The following is a 16,072-nucleotide window of genomic DNA, read 5'->3' as shown; positions in this document are numbered from 1 at the left end:
ATGGAAAGTGGCTTGAGGAACATCGGTTTGCCGTTGCGCTTTACATCGATCGTGAAGGCTGCAAGGCTGGTCGTCAGGAAGGAAGACATATGGAACTTCGCCACCTTCGCTGTTTCCTGGCCGTTGCTGAAGAACTCCATTTCGCCCGGGCTGCGGAGCGATTGCATATCGAGCAATCTCCGCTATCACGCGCGATAAAGGAATTGGAAGAAGATCTTGGTGCCCAGCTTTTTATGCGCACCACGCGCAGCACCCGCCTGACCCGAGCGGGTAGGCTATTCTTGGAGCACGTGCCGCGTGTCTTCACTGCGTTGCAGCAAGCGCGAGACAGTGTGAAGGCGGCCGCCAATGGCTTTCACAGCCAGTTGCGGGTCGCGCTTTCGGATGGCATCCCGCCGTCGCGTTTCTCCACCTTCCTGGCGCTGTGTCGTCAGGAAGAACCGGAGATCGAGATACGCCTATCGGAGGTTCCACTGACACAGCAGATCAAAGGGCTGCATGACGACCTGTACGACGTAGGGTTTGCACGCTCGGATGAGGTCGACGACGGCATCATCGCTGAAGCAGTTTGGAGCGATCCCTTGATGATCGCTGTGCCTGCTCGTCATCCTTTGCTGACGTACAAGAGAATCCCTTTGGAGGAGGTGCTCCGCTATCCGCTGGTACTCGGAGATCCCCATGCGTGCGAAGGCTACTCTCGGCAGATTGAACGAGTGCTGCGGCGAGTCGACCGAGAACCGTTGATTGCGGAGCGGGTGGCATCCGTTGACTTGATGATGGCACTGGTGGCAGCAGGCTTTGCTTTGGGTTTGGCTGGTGCCTCGCAGATCGTCAACAGCCGCGAACCGGGTGTGGTTGCTCGGCCACTGGCAGGCCAAAAGCTCATGCTTACCACGTACATTCTACGTCTGGATAACGAACCTTCGGAGACGTTGGCACGTTTTATCGAACGGACAGGCACCCTCGAAGCATCTGCCGAGAAGAAGTCGTCCATACTATCCGACCTCGACGCTTCAGAGGCGATCGAGACATGAACAAATTCGTGCTGCTTTTGCTTGCTGCGGTATTGACGCGCCTGCGGCACGTCCGAACCCATCGAGACCGTGGAAACGCTTGCTGCTCATCCCAAACGGTGGCTACGGTCTTGAAAGCAAGCTAAGCGAGAGACGAGGCGGCTATCTATTGCGGAACTCCGCCTCCCTTACACGTCATGTGTTGAAATAGCATGCACATTATCGATATCCGAGAGAAATCCATTCCGGTTTCCCGATATGAAGATCCGTCCATCCCGTCCGGTGGACTGACGACTAGCCTTGTAGCCATCACGACCGATGTTATGCGCAACGGCAAACCGGTGGTCGGCTACGGCTATGCGTCGGTCGGTCGCTTCGCACAGGGTGGGCTGATCCGTGAACGCATTTGCAATGCGCCTGCTGACGTCGCCAAGCGGCAGTTTGGCCGACGAAAAGGGCACCAACCTCGACCCGTTTCGCGCTTGGCATACGATGATGGCTGGCGAAAAACCGGGCGGCCATGGTGAGCGCTGCGTGGCTGTCGGTACGCTCGACATGGCTATTTGGGATGCTGCCGCGAAGATCGCCGGTCTGCCGCTATACGCTTTCCTCGCGCAGCGGTTGGGCGCCACCGCGCAGGCATGTGTGCGGGTGTATGCGGGCGGCGGGTATCGCTATCCGCAGGACGATCTTGCACGTTTGTCCGACGAGATGCGCCGTTGCATTGATCTCGGTTTTACGCACGCCAAGATTAAGGTAGGCGGAACCGGGCTCGACGCAGATTGTCGGCGCATCGAGGCCGCGGCTGCGCGGTTGCCCGGCGCGGATCACCTCGCTGTGGATGCGATGAATCTGTACGACCAAGATACCGCATTGCAGGCCGCTGCCGCGCTGGCGCGATATGGGCTTTGGTGGCTCGAGGATATTTGCGACCCGTTGGATTTCGCTACACACGCACGGGTGGCCAAGGCGTACAGGCCGCCCATCGCAGCGGGCGAGGCACTCTTCTCGCAAGCAGAGGCGCGCCTGCTTGCCCAATACGGTGGTTTGCGCAGCGCGCGTGATGTGCTGGTCTTCGATCCGGTGCACTGTTATGGAGTGCTAGGTTACCTACGCATTATCGAAACCATGACCGCCGATGGCTGGCCGCAACACGCGTTCTGGCCGCATGGTGGGCATCTCTTCGCGTTGCATCTGGTGGCAGCGCTTGACCTGGGTGGCGCGGAGATCAGCCCGTTCGCGTTTGCACCGTTTCGCGGACTGCCGGATGGCTCGTGTATCGAGGCGGGCCGTGCCGCGTTGCCTCAGATGCCCGGCATCGGTTTCGAGGCCCATACCGAAGCGTGGAAGATGTTTCAGCAAGCATTTGTGTGAGTGATCAGGCCACCCGCCGAAGGAGCAGTCGACGTTCTCATTGTTCCGATTCGCACAAAACTTTGTCTTCCTAACTCGATACGCCGCACTGCGCCGCAGCTTGCGGCGTCTTTACTTCCCTTGTCCCTGCACGAAATCTTGCTTTTTCCTCGATATTCCTTCCGATAACGGTCTTTGACCGCCTCTTGGCCTGACGCCAATCCTTGCGACTGCGGCACACCTTTGTGTCGCGTGTCGCACAGGGGAAAGCGGAGGCCGGGATGCAAGGTCAAGACGTGCTGTTCGGACAGATTGCCGTCGTTTTCGGCATCGTGTTCACCGGAGTGTGGTCCGCCACGCAATGGACGGCCGCCGCCTTGGACTACCAACTACGCCTTGGCTCGCCTTGGTTCGACTTCTTCGGCACGCCGGTCTATCACCCTTGGCGGTTGTTCGAGTGGTGGTTCTTCTACGACGCCTATGCACCGCGCGTATTCGACATGGGCGGCGCCATCGCAGGCGGCAGCGGCCTGGTCGCAGTGCTGGTCGCTATCGTCATGTCGGTGTGGCGGTCGCGGCAATCGCGCCTCGTCACCACCTATGGTTCTGCCCGCTGGGCCGAGGTCGCCGACATTCACAAGGCCGGCCTCGACAAGCCCGCCGGCGTTTTCCTCGGTCTGCATCGCGGCCAATACCTGCGCCATGAAGGCCCGGAACACGTCCTGACTTTTGCGCCGACGCGCTCCGGCAAAGGCGTCGGCCTCGTCGTGCCGACGCTGTTGAGCTGGCCTGCGTCCGCCGTCATCCACGACATTAAGGGCGAGAACTGGCAGATCACGGCCGGCTGGCGTTCGCGCTTCTCGCATTGCCTGCTGTTCAATCCGACCGATCCGAAATCGGCCGCGTACAACCCGCTACTGGAGGTTCGACGCGGTGCGCATGAAGTGCGCGACGTGCAGAACATCGCGGACATCTTGGTTGATCCCGAAGGGGCGCTTGAACGCCGCAATCATTGGGAGAAGACGAGTCACGCGCTGCTGGTTGGCGCCATTCTGCATGTGCTCTACGCGGGTGCGGACAAGACGCTGCGCGGCGTCGCCAACTTCCTCTCGGATCCGGCTTGCCCGTTTGAGGTGACGCTGCACCGGATGATGATGACGCGCCACCTAGGCGACGCGCCGCATCCTGTCGTCGCGTCCGCTGCGCGCGAAGTGCTCAACAAGTCGGACAACGAGCGGTCTGGCGTGTTGTCCACGGCCATGTCGTTCCTTGGCCTGTACCGCGATCCCACGGTGGCCGAAGTCACCTCGCGCTGCGACTGGCGTATCGCCGACCTGATCGCATTCGAGCATCCAGTCTCGCTTTATCTCGTCGTGCCGCCATCGGACATCAGCCGCACGAAACCGCTGGTGCGCCTGATCCTCAATCAGATCGGGCGGCGGCTCACCGAATCACTCGATGGTAGCGACGGCATCGCGCGCCGTCACAAGCTGCTGCTGATGCTCGACGAGTTTCCGGCACTCGGCCGGCTCGACTTCTTCGAGACGGCGCTGGCGTTCATGGCCGGCTACGGCATCCGCAGCTTCCTCATCGCGCAGTCGCTCAATCAGATCGACAAAGCCTACGGCCAAAACCATTCCATTCTCGACAATTGCCATGTGCGTGTGACGTTCGCCACCAACGATGAACGTACCGCCAAGCGCATTTCCGAAACGCTCGGCACCGCAACCGAGCTGCGCGCGCAGCGCAACTACGCCGGGCACCGGCTCGCGCCTTGGCTTGGGCACCTGATGGTGTCTCGCCAGGAAACGGCACGCCCTCTGCTGACGCCGGGCGAAGTGATGCAGCTCCCGCCCGACGACGAAGTGGTGATGGTGTCCAGCGTCGCGCCGATCAAGGCGAAGAAGCTCCGCTACTACACCGACGCCAATTTCAAGCGGCGTGTGCTGCCGCCGCCTGCGCTCGCGGCTGGCCGCTACGCCGATGCGCCACCACTGCGGCCCGATGACTGGGGCGGACTCGCAATCCCCGCTGTTCCCGCATCGCCTGTCACTGACATTGCCGGCGATGCCGTTACTGCTGACGACGGCGGCCCGCGCCGGCAGCCGGAGCTATCCGAGGTGTCCGAATACATCCCCGAACTGCAGACCGCCGACAACGACCTGGCGTTGCTCGATGACGACGACCTGCCGTTGCTGCTTCCCCGTCAGCTAGATCCGGCCATGCAACGCACGGCCCGGCTGGCGTCCCTCGACCAACACGACGGGATCGAGCTATGAGCCAGTACCGCCTCAACCTGTTTATTCCGCACGAACACGCCAAGCGCCTCGACGAGTTGGCCGCCAAGAAAGGCGTGTCCAAGTCGTCCATCGTCGCGGCGGCGCTTGCGTCCTGGCTATCGCCTGATGCAGGCGACCAGCGCGAGGCAGCCATCGCCAAGCGCCTTGATCGGCTGTCGCGCCAGTTCGAGCGGCTGGAGCGCGACCAGAACATCGAGATTGAGACACTGGCGCTGTTCGTCCGCTACTACCTGACGGTCAGCACGCCAGTTCCAGAAGCCCACCAGGAAGCGGCTCGCGCACAGGGCAAGGCGCGTTTTGAGCAGTTCGTTGAACAGCTTGGGCGTCATCTGATGCGCGGGCGCAGCCTGGTGCGTGAAGTGGTGGAAGAACTAAACCCCGACGCCGCACGGCTGGACGATGCGGCGACACAGGCCGAAGCGCAGGAGCGTGCGTCATGAGCGCCCGCATTTCGACCGATGGGCAGTCCTTCGCCTCCACGTCGCTCGACCGTCGCATCCGCATGTTGCGCACGGCGATGGGCCCGCTGATCGCCGCCGCGCTGGAAGACCCGGATGTGGTCGAAATCATGCTCAACCCCGATCGCACGCTATGGGTCGATCGCCTGTCGTCGGGCCGCGCACCGATGGGGGCGGAGCTGTCCGAGGAAGACGGCGAACGCATCATCCGCCTTGTCGCCGCCCACGTCGGCGCGGAAGTGCATCGCGGCCAGCCGCTGTTGACCGCTGAGCTGCCGGAAACCGGCGAACGCTTCGAGGGCATCCTGCCGCCTGCTGCGCCTGGGCCGGCCTTTGCGCTGCGCAAACGCGCCGTCGGCGTCATTCCGCTGGATCGCTACGTCACCGATGGAATGATGACCGTCGAGCAGGCCGCGTTCCTGCGCGGCGCAGTGCGCGAACGGCAGAACATCCTCATCGCCGGCGGCACTAGCACCGGCAAGACCACGCTCGCCAATGCCTTGCTCGCGGAAATCGCCGCCACCGGCGACCGCGTGCTGGTGCTCGAAGACACCATCGAACTGCAATGCGCGGCGCGCGACCACGTACCTCTGCGCACGCGCGCCGGCGTTGTGTCGATGACCGAACTGGTGCGCGCCACGATGCGCCTGCGCCCCGACCGCGTGATCGTTGGTGAGGTGCGCGGCGGCGAGGCGCTGGATCTCATCAAGGTGTGGGGCACCGGCCATCCGGGCGGCATCGCCACGATCCACGCCGGTTCCGTGCTCGGCGCGCTGCTGCGTCTCGAACAACTGATTCTCGAAGTCGCCGTGAACCCGCCGCGTGCGCTCGTCGCCGAGGCGGTCAACGTCGTCATTCACATCGCCGGCCGCGGCCGGCGCCGCCGCATCGAGACCATCGCCCGCGTCCTTGGGTTCGACGGCATGGGCTATCGCCTCGCGGATGCACTGAAGCCATTGCTTCCAGAGCTACCGCTTTCTTCCCCGTCCCCCAACCACCCTGGAGAACTGCCATGACGCAGATGCACACCCATGCTTTCCGTATTTCCGTAATTCCGGCTCTCGCCTTTGCACGCCTGCGCCGTCTGGCCGAGCCTGTGCATCACGGCCTGCTGCTGGCCGCCGCCATGCTGATGACGGTTGGCACGGCGAAGGCCGCGGGTTCCTCGATGCCTTGGGAGGGTCCGCTCGAATCCATCCTCGAATCCATACAGGGGCCGGTCGCGCGCATCGTCGCCGTCATCATCATCATCGCCACCGGCCTCGCGCTGGCCTTCGGCGACACGAGTGGCGGCTTTCGCAAGCTGATCCAGATCGTGTTCGGCCTGTCCATTGCGTTCGCGGCTTCGAGCTTCTTCCTGTCGTTCTTCAGCTTCTCCGGCGGGGCCGTCGTATGAGCACGGCCAACGACCTGCCGGGCTTCGAGGTGCCGCTGCATCGCTCGCTAACCGAACCGATCCTGATGGGGGGCGCACCGCGCACCGTGGCGATCGCCAACGGCACGCTGGCCGCTGCCGTGGGGCTGGGCCTGCAAATGTGGATTCCGGGGCTGGTGTTCTGGATCGTCGGCCATTCGCTCGCCGTGTGGGGCGCGCGGGTCGATGCGCAGTTCATGCAGGTGTTCGCACGCCACCTCAAGCACAAGCCGCTGCTGGACGTGTGAGGAGGGCGCCGCGATGCTCAACCTTGCCGAATACCGCCAACGTCCGGCCTTGCTTGCCGACTGGCTCCCGTGGGCCGGTCTGGTCGCGTCCGGCGTCGTGCTCAACAAGGACGGTAGTTTCCAGCGCACGGCCCGGTTTCGTGGCCCCGATCTGGACAGCGCGACGCAAGGCGAGCTGATCGCCACGGCGGCTCGCCAGAACAACGCGCTGCGCCGCTGCGGTTCCGGCTGGGCCTTCTACATCGAAGCCGAGCGCCGGCCAGCGGCGGACTACCCACACTCCGACTTTCCCGAACCACTGTCATGGCTGATCGATGAAGAACGCCGCGCCGCGTTTGAGGAATCCGGCAGTCATTTCGAGAGCGTCTATCACCTGACGCTGCAATACCTGCCGCCGGAGGAATCGCGCGCACGCGCCGCCGGCCTACTGTACGAGAACCGGTCGACCGAGGGCGTGGATTGGCGCGAACGTCTGACGGCGTTCATTGCGGAGACGGATCGCCTCTACGACCTGCTCAACGGCGTGATGCCGGAAATTGCATGGCTCGATGACGGCGAGGTGCTGACCTACCTGCACGGCACCATCTCGACGCGACGCTATCGCGTCGGTGTGCCCGAAGTGCCGTTCCACCTCGACGCGCTGTTGGCCGACGCGCCGCTGATCGGCGGGCTGGCGCCGATGCTCGGAGATCACCATGTGCGCGTCGTGACCGTGCGTGGCTTCCCGACCTCAACCTGGCCGGGGATTCTGGATGACCTCAACCGGCTCGGTTTCGCCTACCGCTGGAGCACGCGCTTCCTCTGCATGGATAAGTCTGAGGCCGAGAAGGAACTCGGCCGCCTGCGCCGGCAGTGGTTCGCCAAGCGCAAGAATGTCATAGCCTTACTGCGCGAAACCATTTTCCAACAGGAATCGCCGCTGGTCGATACCGATGCCAGCAACAAGTCCGCCGATGCGGACGCTGCGATGCAGGAGTTGGGCAGCGATCAAGTCGCCTACGGCTACATCACCGCGACCGTGACCGTGCTCGACACGGACGCCAACGCCGCCGACGAGAAGCTGCGCATGGTGGAGCGCGTGATTCAGGGGCGGGGCCACGTCACCATCCCCGAAACGCTCAACGCTGTGGAGGCGTGGCTGTCGTCGGTGCCGGGCAATGCCTACGCCAACGTGCGCCAGCCCATCGTCTCGACGCTGAACCTGGCGCATCTGATGCCGGAATCGGCGGTATGGGCCGGGCCGGAGAAGAACGATCACCTCGACGGCCCGCCGCTGGTCGTCACCCGCACCGAGGGCTCGACGCCGTTCCGGCTGGTGACGCACATCGGCGACGTGGGCCACACGCTGGTCGCCGGCCCGACCGGCATGGGCAAGTCCGTCTTGCTGGCGCTACTGGTCTTGCAGTTCCGCCGCTATCGCGGCGCGCGGATCTTCGCCTTCGACATGGGGCGCTCGATGCGCGCCACCATCCTCGGCCTCGGCGGCGAGCACTACGACCTCGGCGCCGATGGCGGCATCGCATTCCAACCGCTCGCACGCATCGACCAGGAGGGCTACCGCACTTGGGCCGCCGAGTGGATCGAGGGTCGGCTACGCCACGAAGGCGTTGCCATCGGCCCCGACGAGAAGGTGGCGATCTGGTCGGCGCTCGGCAGCCTCGCCGGCGCACCGATGGAACAGCGCACGCTCACCGGCTTCTCGGTGCTGCTCCAATCCAATGCGCTGCGGCAGGCGCTCGCGCCTTATGTGCTCGGCGGCGCGCACGGCAAGTTGCTGGACGCCGACCGCGACAGGCTGGGGCTGGCCGACGTGCAGGGCTTCGAGATGGAGGAGCTGATGCACAGCAAGGTCGCCGTCATGGCCGTGCTGCATTACCTCTTTGTGCGTTTCGATGAACGGTTCGACGGTGCGCCGACGCTGCTGATCCTCGATGAAGCCTGGTTGTTCCTCGACGACCCTGTATTTGCCGCGCGCATCCGGCAATGGCTCAAGACGCTGCGCAAGAAGAACGTCAGCGTGATTTTCGCCACACAATCGCTCGCGGACATCAAGGATTCGAGCATTGCGCCGGCCATCATCGAAAGCTGCGCGAGCCGCATCTTCCTGCCGAACCCGCAAGCGACCGAACCGCAGATTCGCACGATCTACGAAGGCTTTGGCCTCAACAGCCGGCAAATCGAGATCGTCGCTACTGCGCAACCCAAGAGGGACTACTACTTCCAGTCCCGCCTCGGCAATCGCCTGTTCGACCTCGACCTGGGGCCAGTCGCGCTCGCGTTCGCGGGCGCATCCACACCTCAAGACCAACGCGACATCGACCGCGTGCTGACGCAGGCCGGCGTACCCGGCTTCGCCGGCGCGTGGCTGCGCCATAGCGGCCTCGATTGGGCCGCCGACCTGCTGCCGTCCGCACCGGCGGCTTCTTTCCTTGCTTCCCAACCGCTGGAGGTTTCGCTATGAAAACCAGTGTTCTTTCTGCGGCGCTTGCTGCCGTGCTCTCCGGTTCGTTGATGCTCGCGCAGCCGGCGGTGGCCATCACGGTCATCGACCCGACCAACCTCGTGCAAAACACGCTGACGGCGGTTCGCACGATGGAAATGATCGAGAACCAGATCAACCAGCTCCAGAACGAAGCGCAGATGCTCGTCAACCAGAGGCGCAATCTGGCGAGCCTGCCGTTCAACGTGGTCAACCGGCTGCGCTCGACGCTCGCCACCACCGAACGGCTGATCGCGCAGGCCCAGGGGCTGGCGTTCGAGGTTCAAGGCATGAACTCCGAGTTTGCACGCCTGTACCCGGAGCAGTACGCCGCGACGGTCAGCGGCAACCAGATGTACCACGATGCGCAGCAGCGTTGGCGCAACTCGCTCAGGGGCCTGCAGATAGCGATGCAGATGCAGGCCCAGGTTTCGCAGAACCTGACCGAAGACGAAGGCGTCTTGACCGATCTCGTGAGCCAGAGCCAGTCCGCGACCGGCGCACTGCAAGCGATGCAGGCGACCAATCAGCTTCTGGCCTTGCAGGCGAAGCAGTCCATCCAGTCACAACAGCTCCAGCTCACGCAGGGGCGGGCGACGGCGCTGGAACTGGCACGTCAAGCTGCCGCGGTAGAACGTGGCCGCGAGATGACGCGGCGCTTCCTGGGCGCCGGCACGGCGTACACGCCGCAGCCCGTGACCTTCTACGGCAACTGACGGACACGGCCATGAACCGCGCGCCCATCCTGTTTGCCTTCGCGTCCCTGCTGGCCGGCTGCGACCGGCCGCGGGCGTTGTCGGTCGATGCACTCGCCGCCGACCCGACGCGGTTGCATGCGCTCGTCGCGCAGTGCCGCCGTGGCGAACAGGACGGAGCGGTTTGCGCGCGGGCCGCGCAAGCCGACCTGCGCCGTTTCCTCTCCGGGCATACCCGGCCTGACGAATACCAGACGCTCGCCGACCTGCCGCCGATTCCGGCGAGTTTCGACGGCCCTGATGTGCCGAAGGAGGAGCGGCCATGAACGACGTCTCGATCATCGACCATTTCCTCAACGTCTTTTCCACCTACATCGACTCTGGCTTCGGATTGCTGCGCGGCGAAGTCGCGTTTCTGACGGCGACGCTGGTGGCGATCGACATGACGCTTGCCGGGCTGTATTGGGCGCTCGGCCACGCCACAGGCCAGGGCGAAGACGTGATGGCGAAGCTCATCCGCAAGGTGCTCTATGTCGGCGCCTTCGCCTACATCATCGGCAACTTCAACATGCTGGCGAGCATTGTGTTCCGCTCGTTCGCTGGCCTGGGCCTGACCGCCACCGGCTCGACCTTGAGCATGGAGACGTTCCTGCAACCGGGGCATCTCGCCAAGACCGGCATCGACGCCGCCGCGCCGATCCTCGACCAGATCAGCGAGATGACCGGCTTTCCCGAGGTGTTCATCAACCTCACGCCCATCGTCGTCATGTTCCTCGCGTGGTTGGTGGTCATTCTCTGCTTCTTCGTACTGGCGGTGCAGCTATTCATCACGCTGATCGAGTTCAAGCTGACCACGCTCGCCGGCTTCGTGCTGGTGCCGTTCGCCCTCTGGAACAAGACCGCGTTCCTCGCAGAAAAGGTGCTCGGCAACGTGGTGTCGTCGGGCATCAAGGTATTGGTGCTGGCGGTCATTGTCGGCATTGGCACGGGCTTGTTCGCCGAGTTCCAGTTTACGCCCGACGAACCTTCTATCGACTACGCGCTGGTCGTGATGCTGGCCTCGCTCGCCATGCTGGCGCTCGGCATCTTCGGGCCGGGCATCGCCACAGGGTTGATTTCTGGCGGCCCACAACTCGGTGCTGGTGCGATGGCTGGTGCGGCCTTGGGCGCGGCGGGAACCGCCGTCGCGGTCGGCGCGGCAGCTACCGGCGCCGGCGCCGGCGGCGCTGTCGCGGCTGGGGCGCGCATGGCACCCGCCGCTGCAAGCGCGATCGGCAGCGGCGCGCGTGCCGCTGCCTCGACCGCGAGTAGCGCGCGGTCAGCGTTCCAGGCCGGTTCCGCCACAGCCGGCGGCGGGGCGAAGGGCGCGATGGCGGGCTTGGGCAACGTTGCCAAGACCGGCGCACAAGCGGTTGGTCAGAAGGTCGCCGCCGGGGCGCGCTCATTCGGTCAACGTGCAGCCGCTGCCTTCCGCGCCGACGGGGCGAATGCCGCTGCGACAGGCAGCGGCGCCGCCGCCGCGCCAAGCCAGGCGGCAGGCGAAGCGCCAGCCAACACCGCCGAACAGGCGCAGCCCGCGTGGGCCAAGCGGCTACATCGACGCCAGCAAATCGCCCATGCCGCGACCACCGCCGCGCACACGCTGCGCGGGGGAGACGGCGGTGGCTCGGCGCAAGGCCCAAGCCTGGGTGATTCCGATTCTTGAGGAGAGAGAACCATGCGATTCAAGCGACCGCAGGTGCGCTACGCCGATACGCCGCAGCCTGCCACTCCGTATCAATCCGCCGCGCAGGCGTGGGACGGGCGCATCGGCTCGGCCCGCGTGCAAGCGAAGAACTGGCGGCTGATGGCCTTCGGCTGCCTCGTGCTCGCGCTGCTGATGGCCGGCGGTCTAGTGTGGCGTTCGGCGCAGTCCATCGTGACGCCCTATGTAGTGGAGGTGGACAAGTCCGGTCAGGTGCGCGCGGTCGGCGAAGCAGCCACGCCGTACCGGCCGGCCGATGCGCAGATCGCCTACCACCTCGCGCATTTCATCACGCTGGTTCGCTCGCTGTCCATCGACCCGATCGTGCTGCGGCAGAACTGGCTCGACGCCTACGACTACACCACCGACCGAGGCGCGGCCGTGCTCAACGACTACGCGCGCACCAATGACCCGTTTGCGCGCGTCGGCAAGGAGTCGGTGACGGTGCAGATCACCAGCGTCGTTCGTGCCAGCGACTCGTCGTTCAACGTGCGCTGGACCGAGCAGCGATTCGTCAACGGCGCGCCGGCCGGTGCCGAACGCTGGAACGCCGTGGTCTCCATCGTCCTGCAAACCCCGCGCACCGAGCAGCGCCTGCGCAAGAACCCGCTGGGTATCTACGTCAACGGCCTGTCGTGGAGCCGTGAACTCGATGCGTCCGAAGGAGCCAAGCCATGAACCAGTCTTTCCGCTTTTACGCTTTCGTGCTGACCTTGGCGGCCCTGTCGGGCTGCGCCTCGCAGGGCAAGCCACCACCGCGCATTTCTCTCGACGAGCCGGTGCAGGCGCAACCGCTGCCCGAACCGCCGAAGCCTGTTGAAGTGGTGGAGGTGCCGAAGGTGTTGCCGCTGCCGGCGCAGATGAAGCCGCTGCCGGAAGTGGACGAGGCCAAGCCAGCGCCGGAACCTGCCGACGAAACCTTGCGCGTATCGCGTGCGAACGCCGAAGCGCGCATGGCACCCACGCGCGAGGGCTATGTCAATGCGATCCAGGTCTGGCCCTTCGCCGATGGCGCGCTGTACCAGGTCTATGCGGCGCCGGGGCGCGTCACGGTGATTTCGCTCCAATCCGGCGAGGAGTTGGTGACGGTCGCCGCCGGCGATACGGTGCGCTGGATTGTCGGCGACACGTCCAGCGGCGCCGGCAACTCGCTGCGTGTCAGCGTGTTGGTCAAGCCGATCCGCTCGGGCCTCAAGACGAATCTGGTCATCACCACCAGCCGGCGCACTTACCTGATCGAGCTGACATCGACGGACAAGGCGTGGATGGCGTCAGTGTCATGGGAGTATCCGAAAGACCAGATGCTTGCCTTGCAGCGTCAGGATCAGGCCGCGCAAGCGGCAGCGCCGGTCGACACTGGCCTATCGCTGGAGAAGATCCGCTTTCGCTACGCGGTCAGCGGCAGTAATCCGCCTTGGAAGCCGCTGCGCGCTTTCGATGACGGCGAGAAGGTCTATATCCAGTTCCCTCCTGGCATCGCGCAAGGCGAGCTGCCTCCGCTGTTCGTCATCGGCGCGCAGGGTGACGGGCAACTGGTGAACTACCGCTTCCGCGCCCCGTACTACATCGTGGACCGGCTGTTCGGCGCAGCCGAACTGCGCCTGGGCGGCGACAAGGGCGACGTGGTGCGCATCGAGCGCACGGACGGTACGAAGGGGAAATGACCATGAGCCAGGACGACACCCCGGACGTGCCCATCCCCAACGCTGCGCCAAAGGTCGCGCCGGAGAACGTGGCGCTGCGGGCGCAGCCACGCCCGGTAACCCGCCTCAATCGTCGCACGCTGGCGCTGCTGACCGGCGGCCTCGGCGTTGCCGTGCTGGGCGCAACCATGTGGTCGTTGCAGCCGACGCATCGGCGTGGCGGCAACGAACCGACCGAGCTTTATAACGTCGATCGCGTCTCGCGCTCCGAAGGACTGGACCAGCTTCCCGCCGATTACTCCAAGCTACCGCCCAAGGTGCCAGAGCTGGGGCCGCCGTTGCCCGGCGACCTGGGGCCGGCAATTGTGAAGTCACAACCGGCGGTGGCCAGCTACACGCCGCCCGGCCAAGACCCCGGCGCGGCCGAGCGTGACGCACGGCGCAAGGAGGCGGAAGCGGCTGCGGGATCGACGGTGTTCTTCCGCTCCAGCAACCAGCACGCCGCTACCGCGCCGGCGCAGGTGGCTGCTGCCGGTCCGACATCTGGCTTGGCGGGCTTCGATCCGCAGGCAGCGGGGCCGGCCTCGACAGCGGCGCAGCCTGCCGACCCGACCGCCGTGCAGAACCGGCAAGACCAGAAAGAGGCGTTCCAGAAAGCCGGAACCACGGAAACCCGAAATTCCGGCAACCTGCAAATGCCGACCTCGCCGTATCAGGTGATGGCCGGGACAGTGATCGCGGCGGCGCTGGTGACAGGCATCAAGTCGGACTTGCCGGGCGACGTGATTGGCACAGTGACGGAGCCGGTGTACGACACCGCAACCGGCCGCTATCTGCTGATCCCGCAGGGGTCGCGCATCTTTGGCAAATACAACAGCCAGGTCGCCTACGGGCAAAGCCGCGTGCAAGTGGTGTGGAATCGCATCATCCTGCCGGACACGTCTTCCCTGACGCTTGACAACCTTGCCGGCACCGACCCGGCCGGCTACGCCGGCCTGGAGGATGGCGTCGATTGGCATTGGGATCGCATCGTCGCCGGCGCGGCGCTGACGACGCTGCTGGGCGTCGACGCCGAGCTGGCCGCGCCGGAGAACCGCAACGGTGATCGCGTCATCATCGCCGGACGCGACAGTTTGCAGGACAGCGTGAACCAGGCCGGCCAGGAGATGACCCGGCGCAACCTCAACATCCAGCCAACCTTGACCGAGCGGCCGGGTCTGCCGGTACGGATCATCGTCAACCGCGACTTGGTGCTGCGGCCATACCAGCCGCTGTTCTTTAACCGGAGGACTTCACGATGAGCACGACGCGCAAGCTGCGGCTGGGGCCGCTGCCGAAGACCGAAAGCATCAAGCTGATCTTCGCGTGCCCGGCCAGATTGAAAGCAAACCTTGATCGCTACGCCGCGCTGCATGCGCAGACGTATGGTGAATCCGTCGATGCAACGACGTTGATTCCGTACATGCTCGAGGCGTTCATGGCAGCAGATCGGGGATTTCGCCGTGGCACAGTTGTGAATGGGGCGCTGGCGCGTCCTTCAAAGAATAACCAGGATTCTGAGTTGAAAGGCTGACCATTTAAGCCAGCTCACCAAGCACATGGGCCTGATATCCTAGTAAGGATTCGGCTGCCTTGAATGGCGCTTCAATAACACTATTTTCTAAGAGATAACGTGTGACCCAGGACAATCCCCCCAAAGAGTTTCATCGCGGGCCGCAAATGACGGTTCAAATGCAGATGACTGCTGAGCAATATGCTGCCATGAAGGAATGGTCGGCAAGCATTCCCACCTTGCACTTCCTAGATATTTGCGTCGTCAATGCAACAAAGCTCTCTGCAGCCGCTCTTCAGAACGACGCGCGTAAGGCAAGCTACGTCTCACGCCTGCAAAGCTTGGATAGACCCCAGCATTGTTTCTCGTACCTTTGTGCTCTCATTGAGAAAGTAAGCGACACACGGGGAAGTGCCTCTGATGCTGAGCTGGAAGAGCAAGTCTTGAATGACATGACCGCATTACGGGCATTCTTCAAGAGCGCCCGTGTGTATGAGCCTGATGATTTCGTGATCAGCTACCTTCGAGAGTTGAGGCGTGCCCCCCACGAACTTGCGAGGCCTGGCTATTTGAGCTTCCTTGAGACTATCAATAATCAATCCGGGCTCAAGGACCCGGTGGCACCAGCACTCAGATTCCAGAAAGCCGCAGAGATATTGAGAGAGGCAGATGCGTTATCAATATCAAGACAACATCCGGTGGTTCTGCTAACGCTCGCTTGTCTCTACGGCAACCAAGCGGCGAGGAAGCTTATGAAATTCAAGGCAGACCCGCAAAAATTCAATGCCGAGAATGCGTTGGCTGACATCATGGCGATATCAAGATTTGCGAGCCTCAAGTTGGAGGTTGAGCACATTGGGCGCCAAGGTGGCAGCTACATGCGCTCGGAGTTCCTCACCGACGATGATGGACTCGTCGGCGTGTTCAAATGCTTTGAGGCAAAGGCCGTGAAGCATGAGCAAAAGGGAGATGCCTACGAAAGTCGGATTGAGGTTAGTGTCAAGCTGGAAGAACTTCTGACCGACCTCGCGACCAAGCGTCGGGTGACGGTAAGCCATACGGAAGGAGATACGGAGCAAGGCCCTGATGAGTACGAGCAGATCCTTAACTTATTGGTCCAAGCACCGGAAGGTGCATCGGAACCGGGGGGCGCTTTTGAAACGTAACGAGAAG

General features: G+C 63.7%; 15 protein-coding genes and 1 pseudogene. All 16 read left to right on the top strand.

Translation table 11 applies throughout. The annotated features are described in order from the left end of the window. Positions 1–89: 89 nt before the first annotated feature. The 16 genes and pseudogenes from WS46_RS32560 (at position 90) to WS46_RS32485 (ending at position 16,065) form a co-directional block, all read left to right on the top strand. On the top strand, positions 90–1,034 hold the full coding sequence (locus WS46_RS32560) for a LysR family transcriptional regulator (protein WP_059529487.1): 945 nt from the start codon (positions 90–92) through the stop codon (positions 1,032–1,034). A gap of 191 nt (positions 1,035–1,225) precedes the next feature. Further along, positions 1,226–2,387: pseudogene (locus WS46_RS32555) on the top strand (enolase C-terminal domain-like protein). Between the two features lie 260 nt (positions 2,388–2,647). Continuing rightward, the gene (locus WS46_RS32550) at positions 2,648–4,645 is read left to right on the top strand and encodes a conjugal transfer protein TraG (RefSeq protein ID WP_059693543.1); all 1,998 of its coding nucleotides are present in this window, start codon (positions 2,648–2,650) and stop codon (positions 4,643–4,645) included. Then, a complete protein-coding gene (locus WS46_RS32545) occupies positions 4,642–5,106 on the top strand; it encodes a ribbon-helix-helix protein, CopG family (RefSeq protein ID WP_059529494.1) in 465 nt (154 codons plus the stop codon). The genes WS46_RS32550 and WS46_RS32545 overlap by 4 nt, the downstream gene beginning before the upstream one ends. Next, positions 5,103–6,140 carry a P-type conjugative transfer ATPase TrbB gene (gene trbB / locus WS46_RS32540; protein ID WP_059529497.1) on the top strand — a complete coding sequence of 346 codons (1,038 nt, stop codon included), beginning with the start codon at positions 5,103–5,105 and terminating at the stop codon, positions 6,138–6,140. Before WS46_RS32545 ends, trbB begins: the two co-directional genes overlap by 4 nt. Beyond that, positions 6,137–6,520, top strand: coding sequence for a TrbC/VirB2 family protein (locus tag WS46_RS32535; protein WP_059529500.1), 384 nt, complete (start codon positions 6,137–6,139; stop codon positions 6,518–6,520). The genes trbB and WS46_RS32535 overlap by 4 nt, the downstream gene beginning before the upstream one ends. After that, positions 6,517–6,786, top strand: a complete 270-nt coding sequence (locus WS46_RS32530) for a VirB3 family type IV secretion system protein (protein ID WP_059529503.1) — start codon at positions 6,517–6,519, stop codon at positions 6,784–6,786. Before WS46_RS32535 ends, WS46_RS32530 begins: the two co-directional genes overlap by 4 nt. 13 nt (positions 6,787–6,799) lie before the next feature. Further along, positions 6,800–9,247 carry a conjugal transfer protein TrbE gene (trbE, locus tag WS46_RS32525; RefSeq protein ID WP_059693540.1) on the top strand — a complete coding sequence of 816 codons (2,448 nt, stop codon included), beginning with the start codon at positions 6,800–6,802 and terminating at the stop codon, positions 9,245–9,247. Further along, on the top strand, positions 9,244–9,981 hold the full coding sequence (gene trbJ / locus WS46_RS32520) for a P-type conjugative transfer protein TrbJ (RefSeq protein WP_059693538.1): 738 nt from the start codon (positions 9,244–9,246) through the stop codon (positions 9,979–9,981). The genes trbE and trbJ overlap by 4 nt, the downstream gene beginning before the upstream one ends. 11 nt (positions 9,982–9,992) lie before the next feature. Further along, positions 9,993–10,286 carry an EexN family lipoprotein gene (locus WS46_RS32515; RefSeq protein ID WP_059693536.1) on the top strand — a complete coding sequence of 98 codons (294 nt, stop codon included), beginning with the start codon at positions 9,993–9,995 and terminating at the stop codon, positions 10,284–10,286. Beyond that, entirely contained in the window at positions 10,283–11,665 is a 1,383-nt protein-coding gene (gene trbL / locus WS46_RS32510) for a P-type conjugative transfer protein TrbL (protein WP_059693534.1), read from the top strand. Before WS46_RS32515 ends, trbL begins: the two co-directional genes overlap by 4 nt. Before the next feature lie 12 nt (positions 11,666–11,677). Next, positions 11,678–12,382: a conjugal transfer protein TrbF gene (trbF, locus tag WS46_RS32505; RefSeq protein WP_059693532.1), complete on the top strand. Its 705-nt coding sequence runs from the start codon at positions 11,678–11,680 to the stop codon at positions 12,380–12,382. Continuing rightward, positions 12,379–13,368, top strand: coding sequence for a P-type conjugative transfer protein TrbG (gene trbG, locus WS46_RS32500; protein WP_059693530.1), 990 nt, complete (start codon positions 12,379–12,381; stop codon positions 13,366–13,368). The genes trbF and trbG overlap by 4 nt, the downstream gene beginning before the upstream one ends. A gap of 2 nt (positions 13,369–13,370) precedes the next feature. Continuing rightward, positions 13,371–14,648, top strand: a complete 1,278-nt coding sequence (locus tag WS46_RS32495) for a TrbI/VirB10 family protein (RefSeq protein WP_059693614.1) — start codon at positions 13,371–13,373, stop codon at positions 14,646–14,648. Further along, positions 14,645–14,920, top strand: a complete 276-nt coding sequence (locus WS46_RS32490) for a DUF2274 domain-containing protein (protein ID WP_059693528.1) — start codon at positions 14,645–14,647, stop codon at positions 14,918–14,920. Before WS46_RS32495 ends, WS46_RS32490 begins: the two co-directional genes overlap by 4 nt. Positions 14,921–15,021: 101 nt before the next feature. Continuing rightward, a complete protein-coding gene (locus WS46_RS32485; protein WP_179949207.1) occupies positions 15,022–16,065 on the top strand; it encodes a hypothetical protein in 1,044 nt (347 codons plus the stop codon). Positions 16,066–16,072 lie beyond the last annotated feature (7 nt).

It is taken from the genome of Burkholderia sp. RF4-BP95, from assembly GCF_001521985.1.
GTDB lineage: Bacteria > Pseudomonadota > Gammaproteobacteria > Burkholderiales > Burkholderiaceae > Burkholderia > Burkholderia diffusa.
This window is presented reverse-complemented; position numbering and strand designations above follow the sequence as displayed.

What these genes read in the sequence shown, in the direction of transcription:
- WS46_RS32560 (WP_059529487.1), top strand. Translation starts at nt 90, where the DNA reads ATGGAACTTCGCCACCTTCGCTGTTTCCTGGCCGTTGCTGAAGAACTC.
- WS46_RS32550 (WP_059693543.1), top strand. Translation starts at nt 2,648, where the DNA reads ATGCAAGGTCAAGACGTGCTGTTCGGACAGATTGCCGTCGTTTTCGGC.
- WS46_RS32545 (WP_059529494.1), top strand. Translation starts at nt 4,642, where the DNA reads ATGAGCCAGTACCGCCTCAACCTGTTTATTCCGCACGAACACGCCAAG.
- trbB (WP_059529497.1), top strand. Translation starts at nt 5,103, where the DNA reads ATGAGCGCCCGCATTTCGACCGATGGGCAGTCCTTCGCCTCCACGTCG.
- WS46_RS32535 (WP_059529500.1), top strand. Translation starts at nt 6,137, where the DNA reads ATGACGCAGATGCACACCCATGCTTTCCGTATTTCCGTAATTCCGGCT.
- WS46_RS32530 (WP_059529503.1), top strand. Translation starts at nt 6,517, where the DNA reads ATGAGCACGGCCAACGACCTGCCGGGCTTCGAGGTGCCGCTGCATCGC.
- trbE (WP_059693540.1), top strand. Translation starts at nt 6,800, where the DNA reads ATGCTCAACCTTGCCGAATACCGCCAACGTCCGGCCTTGCTTGCCGAC.
- trbJ (WP_059693538.1), top strand. Translation starts at nt 9,244, where the DNA reads ATGAAAACCAGTGTTCTTTCTGCGGCGCTTGCTGCCGTGCTCTCCGGT.
- WS46_RS32515 (WP_059693536.1), top strand. Translation starts at nt 9,993, where the DNA reads ATGAACCGCGCGCCCATCCTGTTTGCCTTCGCGTCCCTGCTGGCCGGC.
- trbL (WP_059693534.1), top strand. Translation starts at nt 10,283, where the DNA reads ATGAACGACGTCTCGATCATCGACCATTTCCTCAACGTCTTTTCCACC.
- trbF (WP_059693532.1), top strand. Translation starts at nt 11,678, where the DNA reads ATGCGATTCAAGCGACCGCAGGTGCGCTACGCCGATACGCCGCAGCCT.
- trbG (WP_059693530.1), top strand. Translation starts at nt 12,379, where the DNA reads ATGAACCAGTCTTTCCGCTTTTACGCTTTCGTGCTGACCTTGGCGGCC.
- WS46_RS32495 (WP_059693614.1), top strand. Translation starts at nt 13,371, where the DNA reads ATGAGCCAGGACGACACCCCGGACGTGCCCATCCCCAACGCTGCGCCA.
- WS46_RS32490 (WP_059693528.1), top strand. Translation starts at nt 14,645, where the DNA reads ATGAGCACGACGCGCAAGCTGCGGCTGGGGCCGCTGCCGAAGACCGAA.